General features: G+C 30.3%; 18 protein-coding genes. 8 read left to right on the forward strand and 10 right to left on the reverse strand.

Translation table 11 applies throughout. The features are described 5' to 3' along the window. Positions 1-29: 29 nt before the first annotated feature. Complete coding sequence (gene fakB1 / locus HMPREF3125_RS05870; RefSeq protein ID WP_017638184.1) at positions 30-896, reverse strand: fatty acid kinase binding subunit FakB1; 867 nt, start codon at positions 894-896, stop codon at positions 30-32. Positions 897-1,034: 138 nt separating this feature from the next. Between fakB1 and HMPREF3125_RS05875 the strand changes: the two genes are divergently transcribed. Beyond that, complete coding sequence (locus HMPREF3125_RS05875; RefSeq protein WP_017638185.1) at positions 1,035-1,676, forward strand: YigZ family protein; 642 nt, start codon at positions 1,035-1,037, stop codon at positions 1,674-1,676. A gap of 77 nt (positions 1,677-1,753) precedes the next feature. Here the strand turns inward: HMPREF3125_RS05875 and HMPREF3125_RS05880 are convergent, their stop codons facing one another. Continuing rightward, positions 1,754-2,833, reverse strand: a complete 1,080-nt coding sequence (locus HMPREF3125_RS05880) for a glycosyltransferase family 4 protein (protein ID WP_017638186.1) — start codon at positions 2,831-2,833, stop codon at positions 1,754-1,756. Positions 2,834-3,287: 454 nt separating this feature from the next. Here HMPREF3125_RS05880 and HMPREF3125_RS05885 point away from each other — a divergent pair, with 454 nt between their 5' ends. The 4 genes from HMPREF3125_RS05885 (at position 3,288) to pepT (ending at position 7,099) form a co-directional block, all read left to right on the forward strand. Beyond that, complete coding sequence (locus HMPREF3125_RS05885) at positions 3,288-4,358, forward strand: GGDEF domain-containing protein GdpS (protein WP_029056481.1); 1,071 nt, start codon at positions 3,288-3,290, stop codon at positions 4,356-4,358. Between the two features lie 226 nt (positions 4,359-4,584). Next, positions 4,585-5,346, forward strand: coding sequence for a threonine/serine exporter family protein (locus tag HMPREF3125_RS05890; protein WP_017636809.1), 762 nt, complete (start codon positions 4,585-4,587; stop codon positions 5,344-5,346). A 15-nt stretch (positions 5,347-5,361) separates the two neighbouring features. Next, positions 5,362-5,856: a threonine/serine exporter family protein gene (locus HMPREF3125_RS05895; RefSeq protein ID WP_017636808.1), complete on the forward strand. Its 495-nt coding sequence runs from the start codon at positions 5,362-5,364 to the stop codon at positions 5,854-5,856. 13 nt (positions 5,857-5,869) lie between these two features. After that, the gene (pepT, locus tag HMPREF3125_RS05900) at positions 5,870-7,099 is read left to right on the forward strand and encodes a peptidase T (RefSeq protein ID WP_017636807.1); all 1,230 of its coding nucleotides are present in this window, start codon (positions 5,870-5,872) and stop codon (positions 7,097-7,099) included. A gap of 68 nt (positions 7,100-7,167) precedes the next feature. Here pepT and HMPREF3125_RS05905 read toward each other — a convergent pair whose 3' ends face one another. From HMPREF3125_RS05905 to HMPREF3125_RS05915, 3 genes are all read right to left on the reverse strand, one after another. Then, complete coding sequence (locus HMPREF3125_RS05905; protein ID WP_070452476.1) at positions 7,168-8,292, reverse strand: glycerate kinase; 1,125 nt, start codon at positions 8,290-8,292, stop codon at positions 7,168-7,170. Between the two features lie 368 nt (positions 8,293-8,660). Next, complete coding sequence (ytxJ, locus tag HMPREF3125_RS05910) at positions 8,661-8,981, reverse strand: bacillithiol system redox-active protein YtxJ (protein WP_017636805.1); 321 nt, start codon at positions 8,979-8,981, stop codon at positions 8,661-8,663. A gap of 147 nt (positions 8,982-9,128) precedes the next feature. Next, positions 9,129-10,019 (reverse strand): EMYY motif lipoprotein, encoded by an 891-nt coding sequence (locus tag HMPREF3125_RS05915; protein ID WP_070452478.1) that lies wholly within the window; start codon positions 10,017-10,019, stop codon positions 9,129-9,131. Positions 10,020-10,133: 114 nt separating this feature from the next. Here HMPREF3125_RS05915 and HMPREF3125_RS05920 point away from each other — a divergent pair, with 114 nt between their 5' ends. The 3 genes from HMPREF3125_RS05920 to HMPREF3125_RS05930 all read left to right on the forward strand — a co-directional run bounded on the left by HMPREF3125_RS05920 (position 10,134) and on the right by HMPREF3125_RS05930 (position 12,159). After that, the gene (locus HMPREF3125_RS05920; protein WP_029056477.1) at positions 10,134-10,661 is read left to right on the forward strand and encodes a GrpB family protein; all 528 of its coding nucleotides are present in this window, start codon (positions 10,134-10,136) and stop codon (positions 10,659-10,661) included. A 233-nt stretch (positions 10,662-10,894) separates the two neighbouring features. Further along, entirely contained in the window at positions 10,895-11,821 is a 927-nt protein-coding gene (gene murB, locus HMPREF3125_RS05925) for a UDP-N-acetylmuramate dehydrogenase (RefSeq protein ID WP_026083472.1), read from the forward strand. A 23-nt stretch (positions 11,822-11,844) separates the two neighbouring features. After that, positions 11,845-12,159, forward strand: coding sequence for a CHY zinc finger protein (locus HMPREF3125_RS05930; protein ID WP_017637108.1), 315 nt, complete (start codon positions 11,845-11,847; stop codon positions 12,157-12,159). A gap of 62 nt (positions 12,160-12,221) precedes the next feature. Here HMPREF3125_RS05930 and HMPREF3125_RS05935 read toward each other — a convergent pair whose 3' ends face one another. The 5 genes from HMPREF3125_RS05935 to nrdF all read right to left on the reverse strand — a co-directional run bounded on the left by HMPREF3125_RS05935 (position 12,222) and on the right by nrdF (position 17,242). Continuing rightward, a complete protein-coding gene (locus HMPREF3125_RS05935; protein WP_017637109.1) occupies positions 12,222-13,256 on the reverse strand; it encodes a ferrated catecholamine ABC transporter substrate-binding lipoprotein SstD in 1,035 nt (344 codons plus the stop codon). 114 nt (positions 13,257-13,370) lie between these two features. After that, positions 13,371-14,144, reverse strand: coding sequence for an iron ABC transporter ATP-binding protein (locus HMPREF3125_RS05940; RefSeq protein ID WP_070452481.1), 774 nt, complete (start codon positions 14,142-14,144; stop codon positions 13,371-13,373). After that, positions 14,141-15,100, reverse strand: a complete 960-nt coding sequence (locus HMPREF3125_RS05945) for an iron chelate uptake ABC transporter family permease subunit (RefSeq protein ID WP_017637111.1) — start codon at positions 15,098-15,100, stop codon at positions 14,141-14,143. The genes HMPREF3125_RS05940 and HMPREF3125_RS05945 overlap by 4 nt, the downstream gene beginning before the upstream one ends. Then, complete coding sequence (locus HMPREF3125_RS05950; protein ID WP_017637112.1) at positions 15,090-16,058, reverse strand: ABC transporter permease; 969 nt, start codon at positions 16,056-16,058, stop codon at positions 15,090-15,092. The genes HMPREF3125_RS05945 and HMPREF3125_RS05950 overlap by 11 nt, the downstream gene beginning before the upstream one ends. A 209-nt stretch (positions 16,059-16,267) precedes the next feature. Beyond that, entirely contained in the window at positions 16,268-17,242 is a 975-nt protein-coding gene (gene nrdF, locus HMPREF3125_RS05955) for a class 1b ribonucleoside-diphosphate reductase subunit beta (protein WP_070452484.1), read from the reverse strand. Positions 17,243-17,398 lie beyond the last annotated feature (156 nt).

The raw sequence follows: 17,398 nt of genomic DNA on the forward strand, positions 1-17,398 counted from the left end.
TGTACAATCCAATATGTCCTCTATAAATATTAATCAAGTCTTACTTTACGGGCAGTGTAACCTAAACCTAATCCACCTGAACCTAAATGGGCAGCGATTACCGGTCCGAATTCTGAATAAGCAACTTGACTATGTGATGGTGCATTTTCTTTAACAGAGTCTAGTAATGCTTTACCATCTTCAGTCTTATCACCATTAATCACAAATATCGTTACTTCATCAAAGTCCTTAACTTGGTTTAACACTTTTTCTTCTAATGCTTTAAGTGCTCTTTTTTTCGTACGTACCTTCTCTTCAGGGACTATCTTACCGTCATCAAATTTAAGTACTGGTTTCATTTTTAACAATGTACCTACCCAAGCTTGTGCACCTGTGATTCGTCCGCTTTTTTGTAGATTTTTTAAATCATCTACTATTAAATAAGCGCCTGTATGTTCTCTCATATCTGTTAATTCTGCTATGATATCATTTGGCTTATAACCTTGTTCCACCATTTCAATTGCACGTAATACGTAACAACCTTCCATCATAGCCGCAAGCTTACTATCAAATGCATATACATTAATGCCTTCTACTATTTCACCAGCTTGCTTACCAGATTGATAGCTCCCACTAATTCCACTAGATAAGAATACAACTATTACATCTGTATAGCCTTTATCTCTTAAGTTTTCATATCGTTGAATCCATTCACCTACAGCAGGTTGACTTGTAGTAGGTATTGTCGCAGACGTTGCCATTTTTTCATAAAAACGATCAATATCTACATCTGTACTTTCTGTATAGCTTACACCATCATCAAACGTCACACTTAATGGTGCAACTGGAATATCATATTTATCGATTAAATTTTGAGATAGATAGCTAGTAGAATCAGTCATTACAGCAATCTTCATAGTAGTCCTCCTCAATTATACTCATAGTAATAATACAATATTTTATCAAAAAAAGAAATTGCCATTTAAACATTTTATTTTAAGTATTTACAGAGTGTATAATACTAATATGAAAATTATAGATTTGGAAGTGAAACGATGTCAAAACCAATCATCACTGTAAAAAAAGAACATACATTTGAAAATGTTATTAATAAATCACGTTTTATTGCTCATATTAAACCGGTGACTTCTGAAGAAGAAGCTAAATCATTTATCAATGAAGTTAAAACTCAACATAAAGATGCAACGCATAATTGTTCAGCCTATACAGTAGGTCCTGAAATGAATATTCAAAAAGCAAACGACGACGGTGAACCAAGTGGCACAGCAGGTGTACCGATGTTAGAAATATTAAAAAAACTAGATATTCATGATGCTTGTGTTGTTGTCACTCGTTACTTTGGTGGAATTAAACTCGGTGGTGGCGGACTTATTAGAGCATATAGTGGTGCTGTCCGAGATGTGATTTACGACATTGGCCGTGTAGAATTGAGATCAGCTATACCAGTGACAGTCACTTTAAGTTACGATCAAACTGGCAAATTTGAATACGAATTAGAATCAACTACTTTTATGCTTAGAAATCAAAGCTATACTGACAAAGTAAGTTATGAAATAGATGTAGTTCAAACAGAGTACGATAAGTTTATCGAGTTCTTAAATAAAACAACCGCTGGGAATTATGAAATCCAAACTGAAGATAGCAAAATGCTACCTTTCGATATCTCTACAGACTAAAAAAAGCTATCAAAAAAACGACATGCATTTATTAATAGTAAATGCTCATATGTCATTTTTTGATAGCTTTATCTCGTTTAGTGATCATGTTTTTCTTCGTATTGATGTTGCGGACGATTATCTCTTTTAGTAATGAGTTTTAATATTGGTTTATAATTATCATCAATTAAACCAGTAAATTCAACAATAAGTTCAATAGTTAATAGAATTAAAATAAACATCATTAAAGCACCGAGTGGTTGTGATAGATAAAGTATAATACTTGATAAACTAAATAATATCGCAATTGAATAAATTAATAGTACAGTTTGGCGATGAGTATAACCAAGTTCTAATAATTTATGATGCAAATGGGATTTATCTGCTTGCATAATATGTTGACCTTTTTTCATTCGGCGTATCATAGCAAAAATTGTGTCTATAAACGGTACCGCTAAAATAACGATTGGGAAAAATAAAGCTATAAATGTAATATTTTTAAAACCTAACAATGATACAAATCCAATTATAAATCCTATCATCAGTGCCCCACTGTCACCTAAAAATATTTTAGCTGGGTGAGAATTATAGAATAAGAAACCTAATAATGATCCGATTAATACACAACAAATCATTATAATAAAAACATTCGCCTGTAAAATTGCAATAAATGCTATTGTCATCAAAGCAATCGCTGACACGCCAGATGCTAATCCGTCTAAACCATCGATTAAATTAATCGCATTAGTTATAGCTACAATCCAAATCACTGTTATAGGAATACTTAAAATACCGAAATGAATCGTTGGTCCCATTGGTAGTGAAATAAAATCGACTGTGACTCCATAAAACGCAACAACTAAAGCTGCTATGATTTGGCCAGCTAATTTTAAGTATGGTTTTAAATCATAAATATCATCAATTAATCCAACAACGTACATTAAAATAGCGCCAATGACTAATGGTTTTACTTCTCTTTCAATTGGATGTCCGAGCCACATTCCAACTAAAAATGAAAATAAAATAACCGTACCACCCATTACTGAAATTGGCTTTGTATGTACTTTACGAAAGTTGGGTTTATCTACTAAATTTAATTTCTTAGATATCGCAATAATAATGGGGGTTATTATTAAACTGACTATCATAGTAAATGCAATAAGTAATAATGTATACATCAGTTCACCTTCATCAAATTTAAGTTAGTTTCTATCATTAAAGAAAAATATTAAGAAATCCAACCATTTTACTTCCTTTATTTATTATAAATTAAAATATCCTTCGTATTTCTACATTTTCATTAAACGTTACCTTTTATACTTAAAAACGCTTATTTCTAATTATATATTATACACGTATTGTTGGAATCAGTATTCCATATAAACAATTCCCTTGTAAAAATAGTTATTAGACTTACAAAACATCCCATATAATAACAATATTAATACTATGTATTATCTACAATGAAACAAAAAATCTCTTACGACGAAACTCATTTTTTTCATCATATCACTTAAATTTATATTTTAACATTAATCTCTATTATGTATAGGAAAATTTTAGTCTGACTAATGACAAATTGTAAGTTTTCACTTACAATAACTATTGGTCAATAAAGGAGTCGGTAAAACTATGTTTGAAGCAATTATATATAATATTTCAGTCATGGTTGCAGGTATTTATTTATTTCATAGACTGCAATACTCTGAAAATAAAAGAATGGTCTTTTCAAAAGAATATGTCACTGTTTTAATGACGCTTGTAGCACTATTATTAGCTGCTTATCCTATACCATTCCGTTTAGAATACTTAGTACATTTAACATTTGTTCCTTTATTATTTTTAGGGCGTTATACCAATATGATTTATACACTTACTTCTGCTATTATTGTAGCACTAGTAGATGTACTTATTTTCGATAATTCAATTATCTATGGTATTACTCTAATTGTTATTGCTGGTGTCGTTAGTGCTGTAGGTCCATTTTTGAAACAAAACGACATCGTATCTTTACTTATTTTAAATACGATTAGTATTATCATCTTATTTATTTTAGCTTTATTTAGTCCGATATATGATTTGATTGAGATTGCTATCTTAATTCCTATTTCATTTATCATTACAATTGCCTCTGCAATTACTTTCGTAGACATATGGCATTTCTTCTCATTAGTTAATCGTTATGAAAACGAAGATAAATATGATTATTTAACTGGACTTGGAAATGTTAAAGAATTTGATAGACATTTAAATCAATTATCAAAATATACTGAAGAACATAAAGAAAGTTTAGGTTTATTACTTATTGATATTGATGGTTTTAAAGATGTTAATGATACATATACTCACCAAGCAGGTGACGCTGTATTAAAACAAATGTCTCAATTACTAAAAAATTATGTTCCCAAACAATTTTCAATTTTTAGAAATGGTGGAGAAGAATTTTCAGTTGTCATTAATGATTACACATTAGATCAAAGTGTAAAACTCGCTGAAAACATTAGACAAGGTGTAGAAAAATCGTCATTCCATTTACCTAATAAGGAAGTCATCAAACTTTCAGTCTCTATCGGTGTAGGATATTTAACGAGAGATGATCGTAAATCTCAAAGACGCGTATTTAAAGATGCAGATGACATGGTCCATGTCGCGAAAAGCGAAGGTAGAAATAAGGTAATGTTTAATCCAATTATCAAATTATAATGACCTATTTTTAAACGGTAGTCATAACCTAGGAAATAAATTCCAACATTAGAAGCAAAAAGAAGACAACTAAATTAAGTCTTCTTTTTGCTTTTATTTTTATTCTCCCCTTCTACTTTCTTCATTACATAATCTTTTCAATCTGCCTTCCTCTATTGAAAGTTGTTAGCGCAAGTTGTACACTTCAATTATTCATATCAATAAATTAACTAGGAGGTGGTTGTTCATGTCTGACTCAATCACTATCATTGATGAAAATAAAGTGATTGATGTTGTATTGATTGCTGGAAGAATATTACTTGAAGCGGGTGCTGAAACATACCGAGTTGAAGATACAATGAATAGAATTGCACATAGCTATGGCTTATATGATACATATAGTTTTGTAACTTCTACCGCTATCATTTTTTCATTAAATGATCGAACAAGTACAAGACTGATACGAATCAGAGAGAGAACGACAGATTTGGAAAAAATAGCTTTAACAAATAGCTTATCTCGTAAAATTTCTAACAATCAACTTACAATAGATGAAGCTAAGTCTGAATTAATCCACCTTAGAAGTGCTTCGTTGCAATATTCTTTTTTAATTAATTTATTTGCAGCAGCCATTGCATGCGGATTTTTCTTATTTATGTTTGGTGGTGTCGCATCAGATTGTTGGATAGCTGCGATAGCTGGAGGCGCTGCATTTTTAACCTTTAGTCTAGTTCAACGTTATATCCAAATTAAATTTTTCTCAGAATTTGTTGCTGCTTCAGTCGTTATATCAATAGCAGTTGCAAGTTCTAAAATTGGCTTAGCGACCAATCAAAATATTATTACTATTGCTAGTGTAATGCCTCTTGTGCCTGGTATTCTAATTACCAACGCAATTCGAGATTTGCTTGCAGGAGAACTATTAGCAGGTATGTCTAGAGGTGTTGAAGCAGCATTAACTGCATTTGCTATTGGTGCCGGTGTTGCAATTGTATTACTAATTTTTTAAGAGAGGCTGTTCATATTGTTATTTTATTTATTTCACTTTACAATCAGTTTCATTTCCACAGTCCTATTCTCCATCATTTTTAATGCGCCTCGTCGACTATTGTTAGCTTGTGGGTTTGTCGGTGCGGTAGCGTGGACTATTTATCAATTCACTGTAGACATGCAATTTGGTAAAGTAGGTGCTTCCTTTTTAGGTAGCTTAATATTAGGATTATTAAGCCATACGATGAGTAGACGTTACAAAAGACCTGTTATCATTTTCATTGTTCCTGGAATTATCCCACTTGTACCTGGTGGCGCAGCTTATGAAGCTACACGTTATTTAGTTTCAAATAATTATACAAATGCAGTAAATACTTTTTTAGAAGTTACACTAATATCTGGTGCGATTTCATTTGGTATTCTTGTTGCAGAAATTATCTATTATATCTACACACGTATCAAACAGTATTATGGTAAGATTAAAGGTAAATCTTATAAGAAATCTTATAATATGAATAACAGAGTTTAAGGGGATGTCTAACATGAAAGAACAAATAATTGATAGATTAACAAGATATGTAAAAATTGATACACAATCAGATCCAAATTCTAATGTTACGCCTTCTACAACTAAACAATGGGATTTACTAAATCTATTGGAGAAAGAATTAAAAGATTTGGGCCTTGAAACAGATATGGATGATCATGGTTATCTGTTTGCTACATTAGAAAGCAACATAGATGCGGACGTACCAACTGTTGGATTTTTAGCACATGTTGATACATCACCTGACTTTAATGCGACTGGTGTTAATCCGCAAATCATTGAAAAATATGATGGAAAACCAATTCAACTAGGACAAACAAACCGAATTTTAGATACTAAAGTCTTCCCTGAACTTAAACATGTCATCGGTGATACGCTAATGATTACTGATGGTACATCATTATTAGGTGCTGACGATAAAGCCGGTGTAGTTGAAATTATGGAAGGTCTAATATACCTTATTGAACATCCCGAAATTAAACATGGTAAAATCCGTGTTGGCTTTACTCCAGATGAAGAAATTGGTCGCGGTCCTCATCAATTTGATGTTGAACGTTTTAATGCTGATTTCGCATATACAATGGATGGTAGTCAACTTGGTGAGCTACAATACGAGAGCTTTAATGCTGCAGCAGCTACTATTACTTGTCATGGTGTGAACGTACATCCTGGTTCTGCCAAAAATGCTATGATTAATGCCATTTCACTTGGACAACAATTTAATAGTTTGTTACCTCCAAATGAAGTTCCTGAACGTACTGAAGGTTATCAAGGTTTCTATCATTTAATGAACTTTGAAGGTAACGTTGAAAAAGCAACATTACAATATATTATTCGAGATCATGATAAAAAGAAATTCGATTTACGTAAAAAACGACTTATGGAAATTCGTGACGATATTAACTCACATTTCGAAAATTATCCTGTTAAAGTCGATGTTGAAGATCAATACTATAATATGGCTGAAAAAATAAAACCACATCAACATATTATTGATATTCCAACTAAAGTATTCAATCAATTAGATATTAAACCAAATACCGATCCAATTCGCGGTGGTACAGATGGTTCACAACTTTCATTTATGGGCTTACCAACACCAAATATTTTTACAGGTTGTGGCAATTTCCATGGTCCTTATGAATATGCTTCTATTAATGTAATGGAAAAAGCTATCCACGTTATGGTAGGTATAGCTGAAGAAGTAGCCAATTCAAATAAATAAATACAATAATAAACACGCCTTGATTGTCTTATACAAAATGACAACCAAGGCGTGTTATTTAGTTTATTTTATTGATTAACATCAAATTGTGTTTTTAATAGTTTTAATGCTTGAAAAGTATAATGTCTAATTTGAATACCCATTTTAAAATCAGTGTAAGTTTCAGGCATGTCGATAAATGTATTAAACATTGCCGTAACACCTTTACCTTCGAATAAATCAAATTTATCGTCAGTAGCACAAATAGCAATTGATGTTTTATTATGCTTTTCGGTTAAATCTGCAATACGTAATGTCGTAGTTTCCAACAATTGGTCTCGTTCATTTAACCCTTCACCGAAAATAATTAAATCTGCTTGTTGTACCAAATCTTCTAAATGTGTAATTTGATCTACAAGCTCATGACTAGTTAAAATTTCTGCTTGATATAATCCTTTTAATACTGCAGCAATACCGCCACCAGCACCACCACGCTCGATAGGTCCAATCGTCACTTTTAACTCACTTTTAAATAATTCACTAAAATACCATACTAAATTATCTATTTCTGCTGCTTCATTTTGAGTCATCCCTAGCGTAGAATACATTTGCATAATTTCACTTTGCTTACCATATAATCTACTAGAAAAATCTGACATCACTTGAATATTAGCTTCAGCTAATTTCGGATGAATTTCTGAAAAATCTAAGCGTCTAATATATTTAATGACATGGGCACCTTTTGTCACATCAACAATATTTGCTTCATCATCATAGAATTTAGCACCTAAGGCTTGTAACATCCCTGCTCCACCATCGAAACTGCCAATTCCACCTAATGAAATAATAATATGTTTAGCATCGTTGTCTAGTGCTGCGTTTAATATTTCTCCTAAACCATAACTAGTTCTTTGTTGAATTGGTTTTTGACCTTTTAAAAATAAATTACCTTCTATAATTGTCATTCCACTATCAGTTTGACCATATATTGCCTCTACTTCATTCATATCTGCATCGTGAGCGGCAACTCGATATTTACTACCAGACTGCCATAAAAATACAGAATCCATTAATTCATGGCGGCCATTAAATAATGGCACTTGCACAATATCTGCCTTTTCAATTTGACTAGCAACCGCTTCTTCTACATATCTATTTGCTTGATAACTAGAAATAATACCATTAAATTCATCCATGGCTACTAAAACTTTCATCGCCTTAACCACCTTGTTTTATATATAGTGTTACTTATTAAAATCATTTATATGATGTTTTAAATATAATTTATAGATTCATCGTATAATTAATATTTTACACTAACATATTATACATATGAATGCTGCGTATTTCACAATAAAAGCTATTACAAATTATATTAAAACAATTACATTTTGAATATTGATTTATTATATCCTATTCACTAGCAAACCATAAATGATAAACCATATTTCGTTTTAATAACTAAAAAAGCCATTTCACTACTACATCATAGTAATAAAATGACTTTTATCTTTTAAATGAACACAAAATTAGTTAAAATTTACGTTCATCACTCAATTATTTGTTCACTTATCTGAAAAAATTATTCTTCTGCTTGAGCTAATGATGAAACATTGATATCACTATGTGAAGCATTCCATTTCATTTCACCATTGACGAAGTAAAATGCTTGTGGTGATTCATGTTTTACATTTGTTTTTTCAGCAATATAGTCCGATAACTTACGCTCCTGCTGTACTATTAAATAGTAACCATCCATATCGCGTTCATATAAAAATTTATTAAACTGATCATACGCATTTGCAGAAATTGGACAAGTTTCGCTATGTTTTAAAACAAATAAATATTTATTTTCATTTAGCACTTGTTCAAACTGGTCAATTGAACTCAGCTTTATAGCCATTCTATTCACCTCTAAAAGTATTTATCACATTTTCTGAGCATATGCGTGATATTCATATCCCGAAAATAATATCAGTGGGTACAATTATACACATTTTACTTAGCAATGTTAACCATGGTTATTTAATTTATTTAATTCTAATCAAAATTAATTGTTTTTTTGTTTTACCTTTTTTAATTTCGAATTAAATTCCTTATCTTTCTTATCTATATCTTTACCCTCTTTTGGCAACTTATCGACATCTATTTTAGATATTTTTTCACCAACTTCTATAGTATCAATACGAGTATCATAATAATTCTCTAAACTATAGTACATTTCAATCGCGTTCTTACGGGCATTATCGACATTTGTATCAGAAATATTAGTTTGATTTATATCTTTAATTTGTTTCTCAATTAAAGGAAAAATATGATTTTCAATTGCTTTTTTGGCTGTTTTTGCATCACTTGTAGACGTATCTAAATATTTTTTGGCAGTTTGTTTTAAATCTTTATTATTACTTTCTAATTTTGATGTTAATTGATTTGCATCTTCTTTATTAGAAGCATTATTTATTTTCTTTTCAACTTGAGAGCGGTTCTTCTCAAATAATTTAGTATAATCTAAAATATCTTCATTATCTTTGATTGAATCGTTACACAAGTCTACAAAATCTTTCAAATCATATATTGAACTTTTTTTATCTTTAACAGTTTTAAGATACTCAGATTTTAACTCTTTAACCTCTTTTGTTTCAGCAGGCAATTGTTTTGCAGATTTTTCGTATTCTTTGAATGCGGGTATTAATTGTTGATCAATATCATCTTGAAGTTTAATAAACTCTTTTCTGTTTTTATCAGTAGTGTCTGTTTTACTTAAGTGATCTAATTCTTTAAGATTTATTTTTTTCATAACTTTTTTTAATTTATCTTGTTTATGATTCACTTCATCTAATTTGCTTTCAAAATGATTTAAATCTGAATTAGTTTTATTACTACATGCTGTTAACGAGATAATAATGAGGAAAATCACTGGGATAAGTATTATTTTTTTCATATTTGCACCCCTTACCATAGAACATTATACAGAAACGTATTTATTAAGAAAATAAATTATGTTATAGTATCTCAGACTTTATAGCTTACCAATTTATAACAAAGGAGTAAAACCATGTACGGGCATGTTCAACCTCTCATTAAATATCAAACAGATGACCATTACAACCATTTATATCAAGAAACAAGCGCTCTATTGTATAATTTACTAGATTCACCAATTAAATATACACAGCATATTGGTGGAACGAAGCATTTTAATTATGAGACTGAACCCATACTTGATTTGCTTATCGGTGTAGATAATTTACATGATATTACATCATTAGATGAAAAGCGTCTCAATTATGCTGGATTTTATCGATTACATCACGCTTATAAAAAGAAAGTAATGATGGCAAAGTTTAATAATCTTAGAGAATTAAAGCAAGAAATTCGTTTACACATCGTTCAATTAAACACTCAATTATTTGAACAATATCAAACTGTCGATCACATATTAAATAATAATATAGATATCGCAAATGAATTCGCTCAAAAAAAGAAACAATTATTAAACAATGTTGAATCAATAAGAACGTATGAAAACCAAAAGCAATCTATATTTGAAAATATATACAAACAATATGGTCCCTTAAAATAATGAGAAACATATAATCTACAATCATTATATAAATTTATATTTACGATATTAAAAATCTCATTATAAATGTTCAACATATCATAATTATATAGCATATAAATCAAAATAAAATAATAATGTATTATGCACATCTTAGTCGATTTACTTTGCGTATAATATCTTCTTATTTCGCAAATAGCAAATAAAATTGATATAATAATAATATTAGTATTGAATAAAGAAAGGACGTACGGATAGTGAATAAAAACGACATATTAAAAGGTTTGCAAGAAATTATTCCAAACGACATTATTGAAGTAGATGAACCTTTAAAAAAATACACTTACACTGAAACTGGCGGTAAAGCTGATTTTTATCTTTCACCTACTAAAAATGAGGAAGTACAAGCGATTGTTAAATATGCAAACCAAAATAATATTCCAGTCACTTATTTAGGAAATGGTTCGAATATTATTATCCGAGAAGGCGGCATTAGAGGTATTGTATTGAGCCTATTATCATTAAAGCATATTGATGTATCAGATGATGCAATTATCGCAGGTAGCGGTGCAGCCATTATTGATGTTTCACGTGTAGCAAGAGACTACGCACTAACTGGTTTAGAATTTGCATGCGGCATACCAGGATCAATTGGCGGTGCAGTATTTATGAATGCTGGCGCTTATGGTGGCGAAGTGAAAGATTGTATTGACTATGCACTATGTGTTAATGAAAATGGTGATTTACTTAAATTAACAACTCAAGAATTAGAACTAGACTACAGAAATAGTATCGTACAGAAAAAACATCTCGTAGTTTTAGAAGCTGCATTTACATTAGAACCTGGTAACTTAAAAGAAATTCAAGCCAAAATGGACGACTTAACTGAACGCCGTGAAACTAAACAACCACTCGAATATCCATCATGTGGAAGTGTCTTCCAAAGACCACCAGGCCATTTTGCTGGTAAATTAATTCAAGATTCTAATCTACAAGGTCATCGTATTGGTGGTGTTGAAGTTTCAACTAAACATGCTGGTTTTATGGTTAATGTAGATAAAGGTACGGCGACAGATTATGAAGATTTAATCCATCATGTTCAAAAAACAGTTAAAGATAAATTTGATGTTGAATTAAATACAGAGGTACGTATTATAGGAGAACATCCGGACGCAGATTAATTGGTTATAGGAGGTTTGTTTCTTTGCCGAAAGTTTACGGTTCAATTGTTGATAATGAAACAAGATGCATACATTATCAGTCATTTTTGGATATTATAGCAATTAAATTCAAATGCTGTAATAAATATTATCCTTGTTATCAATGTCACAACGACCATGAGACACATCCTATCAAACGCTGGAGTGAAGATGAATTTAACGAGTATGCCATTATGTGTGGTGTCTGTAAAAATGAAATGACAATCAACGAATACATGATGGTTGAATCTTGTCCGAAATGTCAATCTCACTTTAATCATAGATGTAAATTCCATTACCATCTTTATTTCGAAGTTTAATAATTTAAAATGATAAAAGCGCTAATGGCTCTCACAATGAGGCTATTAGCGCTTATTATTTATTATTTTACAACTTCTTCTAATTCATCAATTTGTTTCATAGTAGTAGTTGTTGAACCAGAAGCAAAATACCATAATTTAGGATCAAGTTCATAAATTTTATGATCTTTAACGGCTTTTACGTTTTTCAATACATCATTATTTAATGTTTTCTTAGCAGTCGCATTATTAGAAACAACTTGTCCTCTATCCATTGCTAAAATCACATCTGGATTTTCTTTATTAATATATTCGTTATTAACATTTTGACCATGTGGTCCTTTAGTTACATGTTTATCGACTGGTTTAAATCCAAGTGTATCAAATACTAAACCACCAAAACGAGATCCTGGACCAAATGTAGATAATTCACCTTCATTGACTAATAAATACATTACTTTTTTATCAAATTTAGATGTTTTATCTTTCATTGCATCAACTTTTTTATCTAGTTTCTTAGTTAATGATTTCGCTTTATCTTCTTTATCGTAAATTTTACCTAATTTTTCTGTATTTTCTTTCATAGATTTTAGATAATGTTTATCATCTGTACCCATGTAAACAATTTTAGCTTTAGGTGCTGCTTTTTTAAATTCATCTAAATTTTTCTGATTAGCTGTTCTACCTGAAATAAAAATCACTTCTGGTTTTGCTTCAGCAACTTTATCGAAATTAACTTGTTTTAGGTTACCAGTATTTAAATATTTATCAGATTTAAAATCATCTAAGAAATCTGGTAATGATTTACCGCCTTCACCTTTAGGTAAAGCTTTTACTTTGCTTGAAAGACCCATTTCTTTTAAATCGTTTAAAGCACCGTAATCTAATACGACAGCATTTTTAGGATTTTTAGGTACTTCCACTGTTTCTTTTACCTTTTTAGCATCGCTACCGTCTTTTTCTTTTCCTTGTGCTTCATAATTATTTTCGATTTTAACAGTGTCTTTTGAACCACTTTTTTCAGATTTAGAACCTGAATCATCGTTGTTAGAGTTGTTACCACACGCTGCTAAAACTAATACTAAAGATAATAATAAGACTAAAATAGATTTTTTCATTATGTAATAACTCCTTTTTAATTTTATCGGTTGGCTGAAAGGAACATGTTTGAATAGATTGATTTATCCATATACTATAAGCATCACTCCTTTAAAGGTCTAATAAAACTAGTGTTAATTCAATATCAATTCATCATAATATAGACAAATACGTTGACCATTTACATTTTCAACTTTGACATCCATTTCATATAATTCTCTTAATACATTGCTTTGAATAACAGTTTGATTACTACCAGAACGAACAAGTTCACTATTTTTTAAAGCAATAATATTATCTGAATAACAGGATGCAAAATTAATATCATGTAATACAATAACGATTGTTTTATTTAATGTTTTTGCTAATGTACGCAAAGTTTGCATAATTTGTACTGAATGTTTCATATCTAGATTATTTAGTGGTTCATCTAATAAAATGTATTCAGTATTTTGTGCGATCGTCATCGCTATATAAGCGCGTTGACGTTGTCCTCCTGACAGTGTTTTGATATTTCTATCCTTTATTTCATTTAACTGTAATAAATCTAAGGCATATTGTACTTGTTCTTTATCTTCTTGTTTTAAGTGTCCTTTGCAATAAGGAAATCTTCCAAAATTAACTAATTGTTCAACAGTAATATTCATTTCAGTATGATTAGTTTGTTTTAATATTGAAATTTTTTTAGCTAATTCATCTGTTTTGTAATCATCCATACACTTATCTTCAATTTTGACAGTGCCACTATCAATCTGAATCAACTTTGTGATTGTTGATAATAAAGTACTTTTTCCTGAACCGTTTGGACCAATAAGTGATGTGATTTTTCCTTTTTCAATATCAACATTAATATCTTTTAAAATTTTCTTCTTCTGAATGGATTTATTTAAACTTTGAATTTGGATCAATTGGCATTTCTCCCTCTAACTAATAAGTATATAAAGTAACTTCCACCTATAAGGTCAATAATTATACTTACTTCAGTAGTCGCTTCAAAAAGATGTTCAACAACCCATTGCGCTATAAATAAACTTATCCAACTAAAACATAATGTAGCAGGTAGTATATATTTATGCTCATAAGTCTTGATAAATTCATGTGCTAAATTGACAGTTAATAGTCCTAAAAATGTAATTGGACCTACTAAAGCTGTTGAAACAGATACTAAAATAGCAACAACAATGAGAAATAATCTTGTTACTTTTTCATAATTGACGCCTAAATTAATTGCTTGTTCTCTACCGAGCAATAAGACATCTAAATATGGAAGCGAGATAATAGTAATGACGATTAACACGGCTAATACGATAGCTGAAAATCCAACAAGTTTTGAATTAGAAGCGTCAAAGTTAGCAAACATTGTACTTTGAACAGCTAAAAATGATTCTGGATCCATAACTAATTGGATAAAACCTGTAATACTTCTAAAAAATGTTCCAAGTACGACGCCAACTAAAAGTATGAAATAAACAGAAAAATGGCCTATTTTAAATAAAACTTGGAATAAGAAAAGCGCAAATAATACCATTGCTAATAATGTAATGACAAAATTAATATAAACATTAGTAACTAATGTGGATTGAGTTCCTAATATAAACACAGGTAAAATTTTCACAAATAAGTATACGGAATCAAGACCAATGATTGATGGTGTCAGTAACCGATTTGTCGTAATAGCTTGGAAAATAACAACGGAAGTACCTATAGCACCGCCAACTAAAATAATTAATATGAATTTTCTTAAACGACTTTGGATTTGATAATCAAATATTTCAAAATCAATACCTAACAATAAATATAAAACACCTATAATTAGTGTGATTAAGGTTAGTAACAATACTTTCTTATTGTGTTTAGTTAGCATAATTACCCCTACCTTTCATCAATAAGATAAGGAATATAATAGTTCCAAACACACCTATAGTTAAACCGATGTTAATTTCGTATGGGTACACGATTAGTCGACCTATAATGTCTGAAAACAGCACAAAGACCGCACCTAACATCATTGTATGAGGTAAAGCATGTTTTAAATGGTCTCCTCTATAAATTGAAATGATATTAGGAACAATTAACCCTAGAAATGGTAATGTACCAACAGTGACAACAACAAGCGCAGTAATTGTTGCAGTTATAAATAAAGCGATGTTAATTATTTTTTCATAGTTAACTCCTAAGTTATGGCTGAAGTCTTTGCCCATACCCGCAATCGTAAAATGGTTCGCAAATATATATGTAATTATTAAAAACGGAATACTTAAATATAATACTTCGTAACGACCACTAGTAATAATGGCAAAATTACCATTCAACCAATTACCTATGCTTTGAACTGCATTTGTACGTAACGCAATAAATGTCGTAAAACTAGAAACTATGCCACCAAGCATAATACCTAACAACGGAATAAAGATAACATCTTTTACCTTAATAAGTTGAACTAATTTAACAAAGAAATAAGTTCCAACTACACTGCATATAACAGCAAAAATTAATTTGATAAGTATATGTCCTTTTGGAAAGAAAATTAAAGATAATAAAATACCTAATTTTGCCCATTCCATCGTACCTGCTGTCGTTGGACTTACAAATTTATTTTGCATCATTTGTTGCATAATTAAACCAGCGATACCCAATGTACTACCTGATATGAGAATACTAACTGTTCGAGGAATACGACTCGATAAAATAATATTTAATTGGTCGCTGTTAAGATGGAAAATATCAGTAATCGATATTTGGCTAACACCAACAAATAAAGAAAGAACCGTAAACGCAACGAGAAAGATGAGTAAAACATATCCCTTAAGTAAAAACTTCATAACACTTTCTCCTTGAATAGTAATTCTTATTATTTCTGACGATAATGATAATCGTTATCATTTAAAATGTTACAGAATTTATTGGTAATATTCAATAGGTTTTCGAAAAATATTGCTGTAAATTTGATTAATTTTAATATTTAAGTTAAAAACATAAAAAAAGTCTTAATTTTAATCTCATAGCGATTAAAATTAAGACTTTTTATTATTTATTTCTCGTCATCGAATATAAAATCTTCATCTCTTAAAGCTTCAACATTTAGAGCCAGTGTATAACCGTCACCTTTTACAGAGAAGAAATCATGATTTTTAGTTGTAGTGTCTAAGGCATTTTCAATAATAGGGTTGAATTCACGTTCTTCAAAATAAGGTTCAAAACCAAGATTTGATAATGCTTTATTACCATTATATTTAACGTAATTCAGTACATCTTCTGCTAATCCAATGTCATCATATAACAGATGTGTATATGATACTTCATTATCATATAACTCTTTTAATAATTTATACATTTCTTGATCAGCTCGTTGCTTTTCACTTTCAGATAGTTCATTTCTTAAGCTTTGTGCATCTAATCCAGTAAAGACACCATGAATAGATTCATCCAATAATATTTTACGAATAATTTCTCCAGATGTTGTCATCTTTCCTTGACCAGCTAGATATAGTGGATAGTAAAAACCTGAATAGAATAAAAATGTTTCTAAGAAAACACTTGATACTCTAGCAATGTACTGGTCGAAAATGGAAGCTTCTTTACCCCATAATTTATGATAGTTTTCGATGATTTTATCTGATTTATATTTTAAATGAGATTCTTCAATAACCCACGTATCTAATAAATAGTTTGTTTCACTAGAAGGTAATAATGTAGTGAAAATATGAGAATAACTTTTAGCATGAATTTGTTCCATCATTGCCATAAATGAATATACTGCTTTTTTTCTTAAATCAGTAGTATGAAGCATTATTAATGGCATACCATCGTCTGCTTGGTGTGTGTCTAAACCTGTTAAACCTGCTAACGCTTTTTTAAATGTATTCTTTTCAGCTTCAGATAACGTTTTCCAACTTGCGATATCCTTTGATACTTTAAATTCTGTTTCTACCCACATTTGAGATATATTTTGACGCCAAAACATATTAGTCATATCTTCTTGGGTATTCCAATTGACGGCCTTCATGAATAATAATCCTCCTATCCTTTAATTAAGGTGACAGATAACCACTAACTTTCAATTAAACTACCTAATCCCTTATTAAGGTTATGTATTAACAGAGGTCGGGACAAAAGCGCTTAGGATTTGAGCAGAACCGGACGATGAGCAAAATTGTTTCTC

It is taken from the genome of Staphylococcus sp. HMSC13A10 (assembly GCF_001808005.1).
GTDB classification, from domain to species: Bacteria; Bacillota; Bacilli; order Staphylococcales; family Staphylococcaceae; genus Staphylococcus; species Staphylococcus pasteuri.

Excerpts from the sequence above, each read along its gene's own strand:
- HMPREF3125_RS05875 (WP_017638185.1), top strand. The coding sequence starts at position 1,035 with ATGTCAAAACCAATCATCACTGTAAAAAAAGAACATACATTTGAAAAT.
- HMPREF3125_RS05890 (WP_017636809.1), top strand. The coding sequence starts at position 4,585 with ATGTCTGACTCAATCACTATCATTGATGAAAATAAAGTGATTGATGTT.
- nrdF (WP_070452484.1), bottom strand. The coding sequence starts at position 17,242 with ATGAAGGCCGTCAATTGGAATACCCAAGAAGATATGACTAATATGTTT.
- HMPREF3125_RS05935 (WP_017637109.1), bottom strand. The coding sequence starts at position 13,256 with ATGAAAAAATCTATTTTAGTCTTATTATTATCTTTAGTATTAGTTTTA.
- pepT (WP_017636807.1), top strand. The coding sequence starts at position 5,870 with ATGAAAGAACAAATAATTGATAGATTAACAAGATATGTAAAAATTGAT.
- HMPREF3125_RS05905 (WP_070452476.1), bottom strand. The coding sequence starts at position 8,292 with ATGAAAGTTTTAGTAGCCATGGATGAATTTAATGGTATTATTTCTAGT.
- ytxJ (WP_017636805.1), bottom strand. The coding sequence starts at position 8,981 with ATGGCTATAAAGCTGAGTTCAATTGACCAGTTTGAACAAGTGCTAAAT.
- HMPREF3125_RS05945 (WP_017637111.1), bottom strand. The coding sequence starts at position 15,100 with ATGCTAACTAAACACAATAAGAAAGTATTGTTACTAACCTTAATCACA.
- HMPREF3125_RS05950 (WP_017637112.1), bottom strand. The coding sequence starts at position 16,058 with ATGAAGTTTTTACTTAAGGGATATGTTTTACTCATCTTTCTCGTTGCG.
- fakB1 (WP_017638184.1), bottom strand. The coding sequence starts at position 896 with ATGAAGATTGCTGTAATGACTGATTCTACTAGCTATCTATCTCAAAAT.
- HMPREF3125_RS05885 (WP_029056481.1), top strand. The coding sequence starts at position 3,288 with ATGTTTGAAGCAATTATATATAATATTTCAGTCATGGTTGCAGGTATT.
- HMPREF3125_RS05880 (WP_017638186.1), bottom strand. The coding sequence starts at position 2,833 with ATGTATACATTATTACTTATTGCATTTACTATGATAGTCAGTTTAATA.
- HMPREF3125_RS05915 (WP_070452478.1), bottom strand. The coding sequence starts at position 10,019 with ATGAAAAAAATAATACTTATCCCAGTGATTTTCCTCATTATTATCTCG.
- HMPREF3125_RS05920 (WP_029056477.1), top strand. The coding sequence starts at position 10,134 with ATGTACGGGCATGTTCAACCTCTCATTAAATATCAAACAGATGACCAT.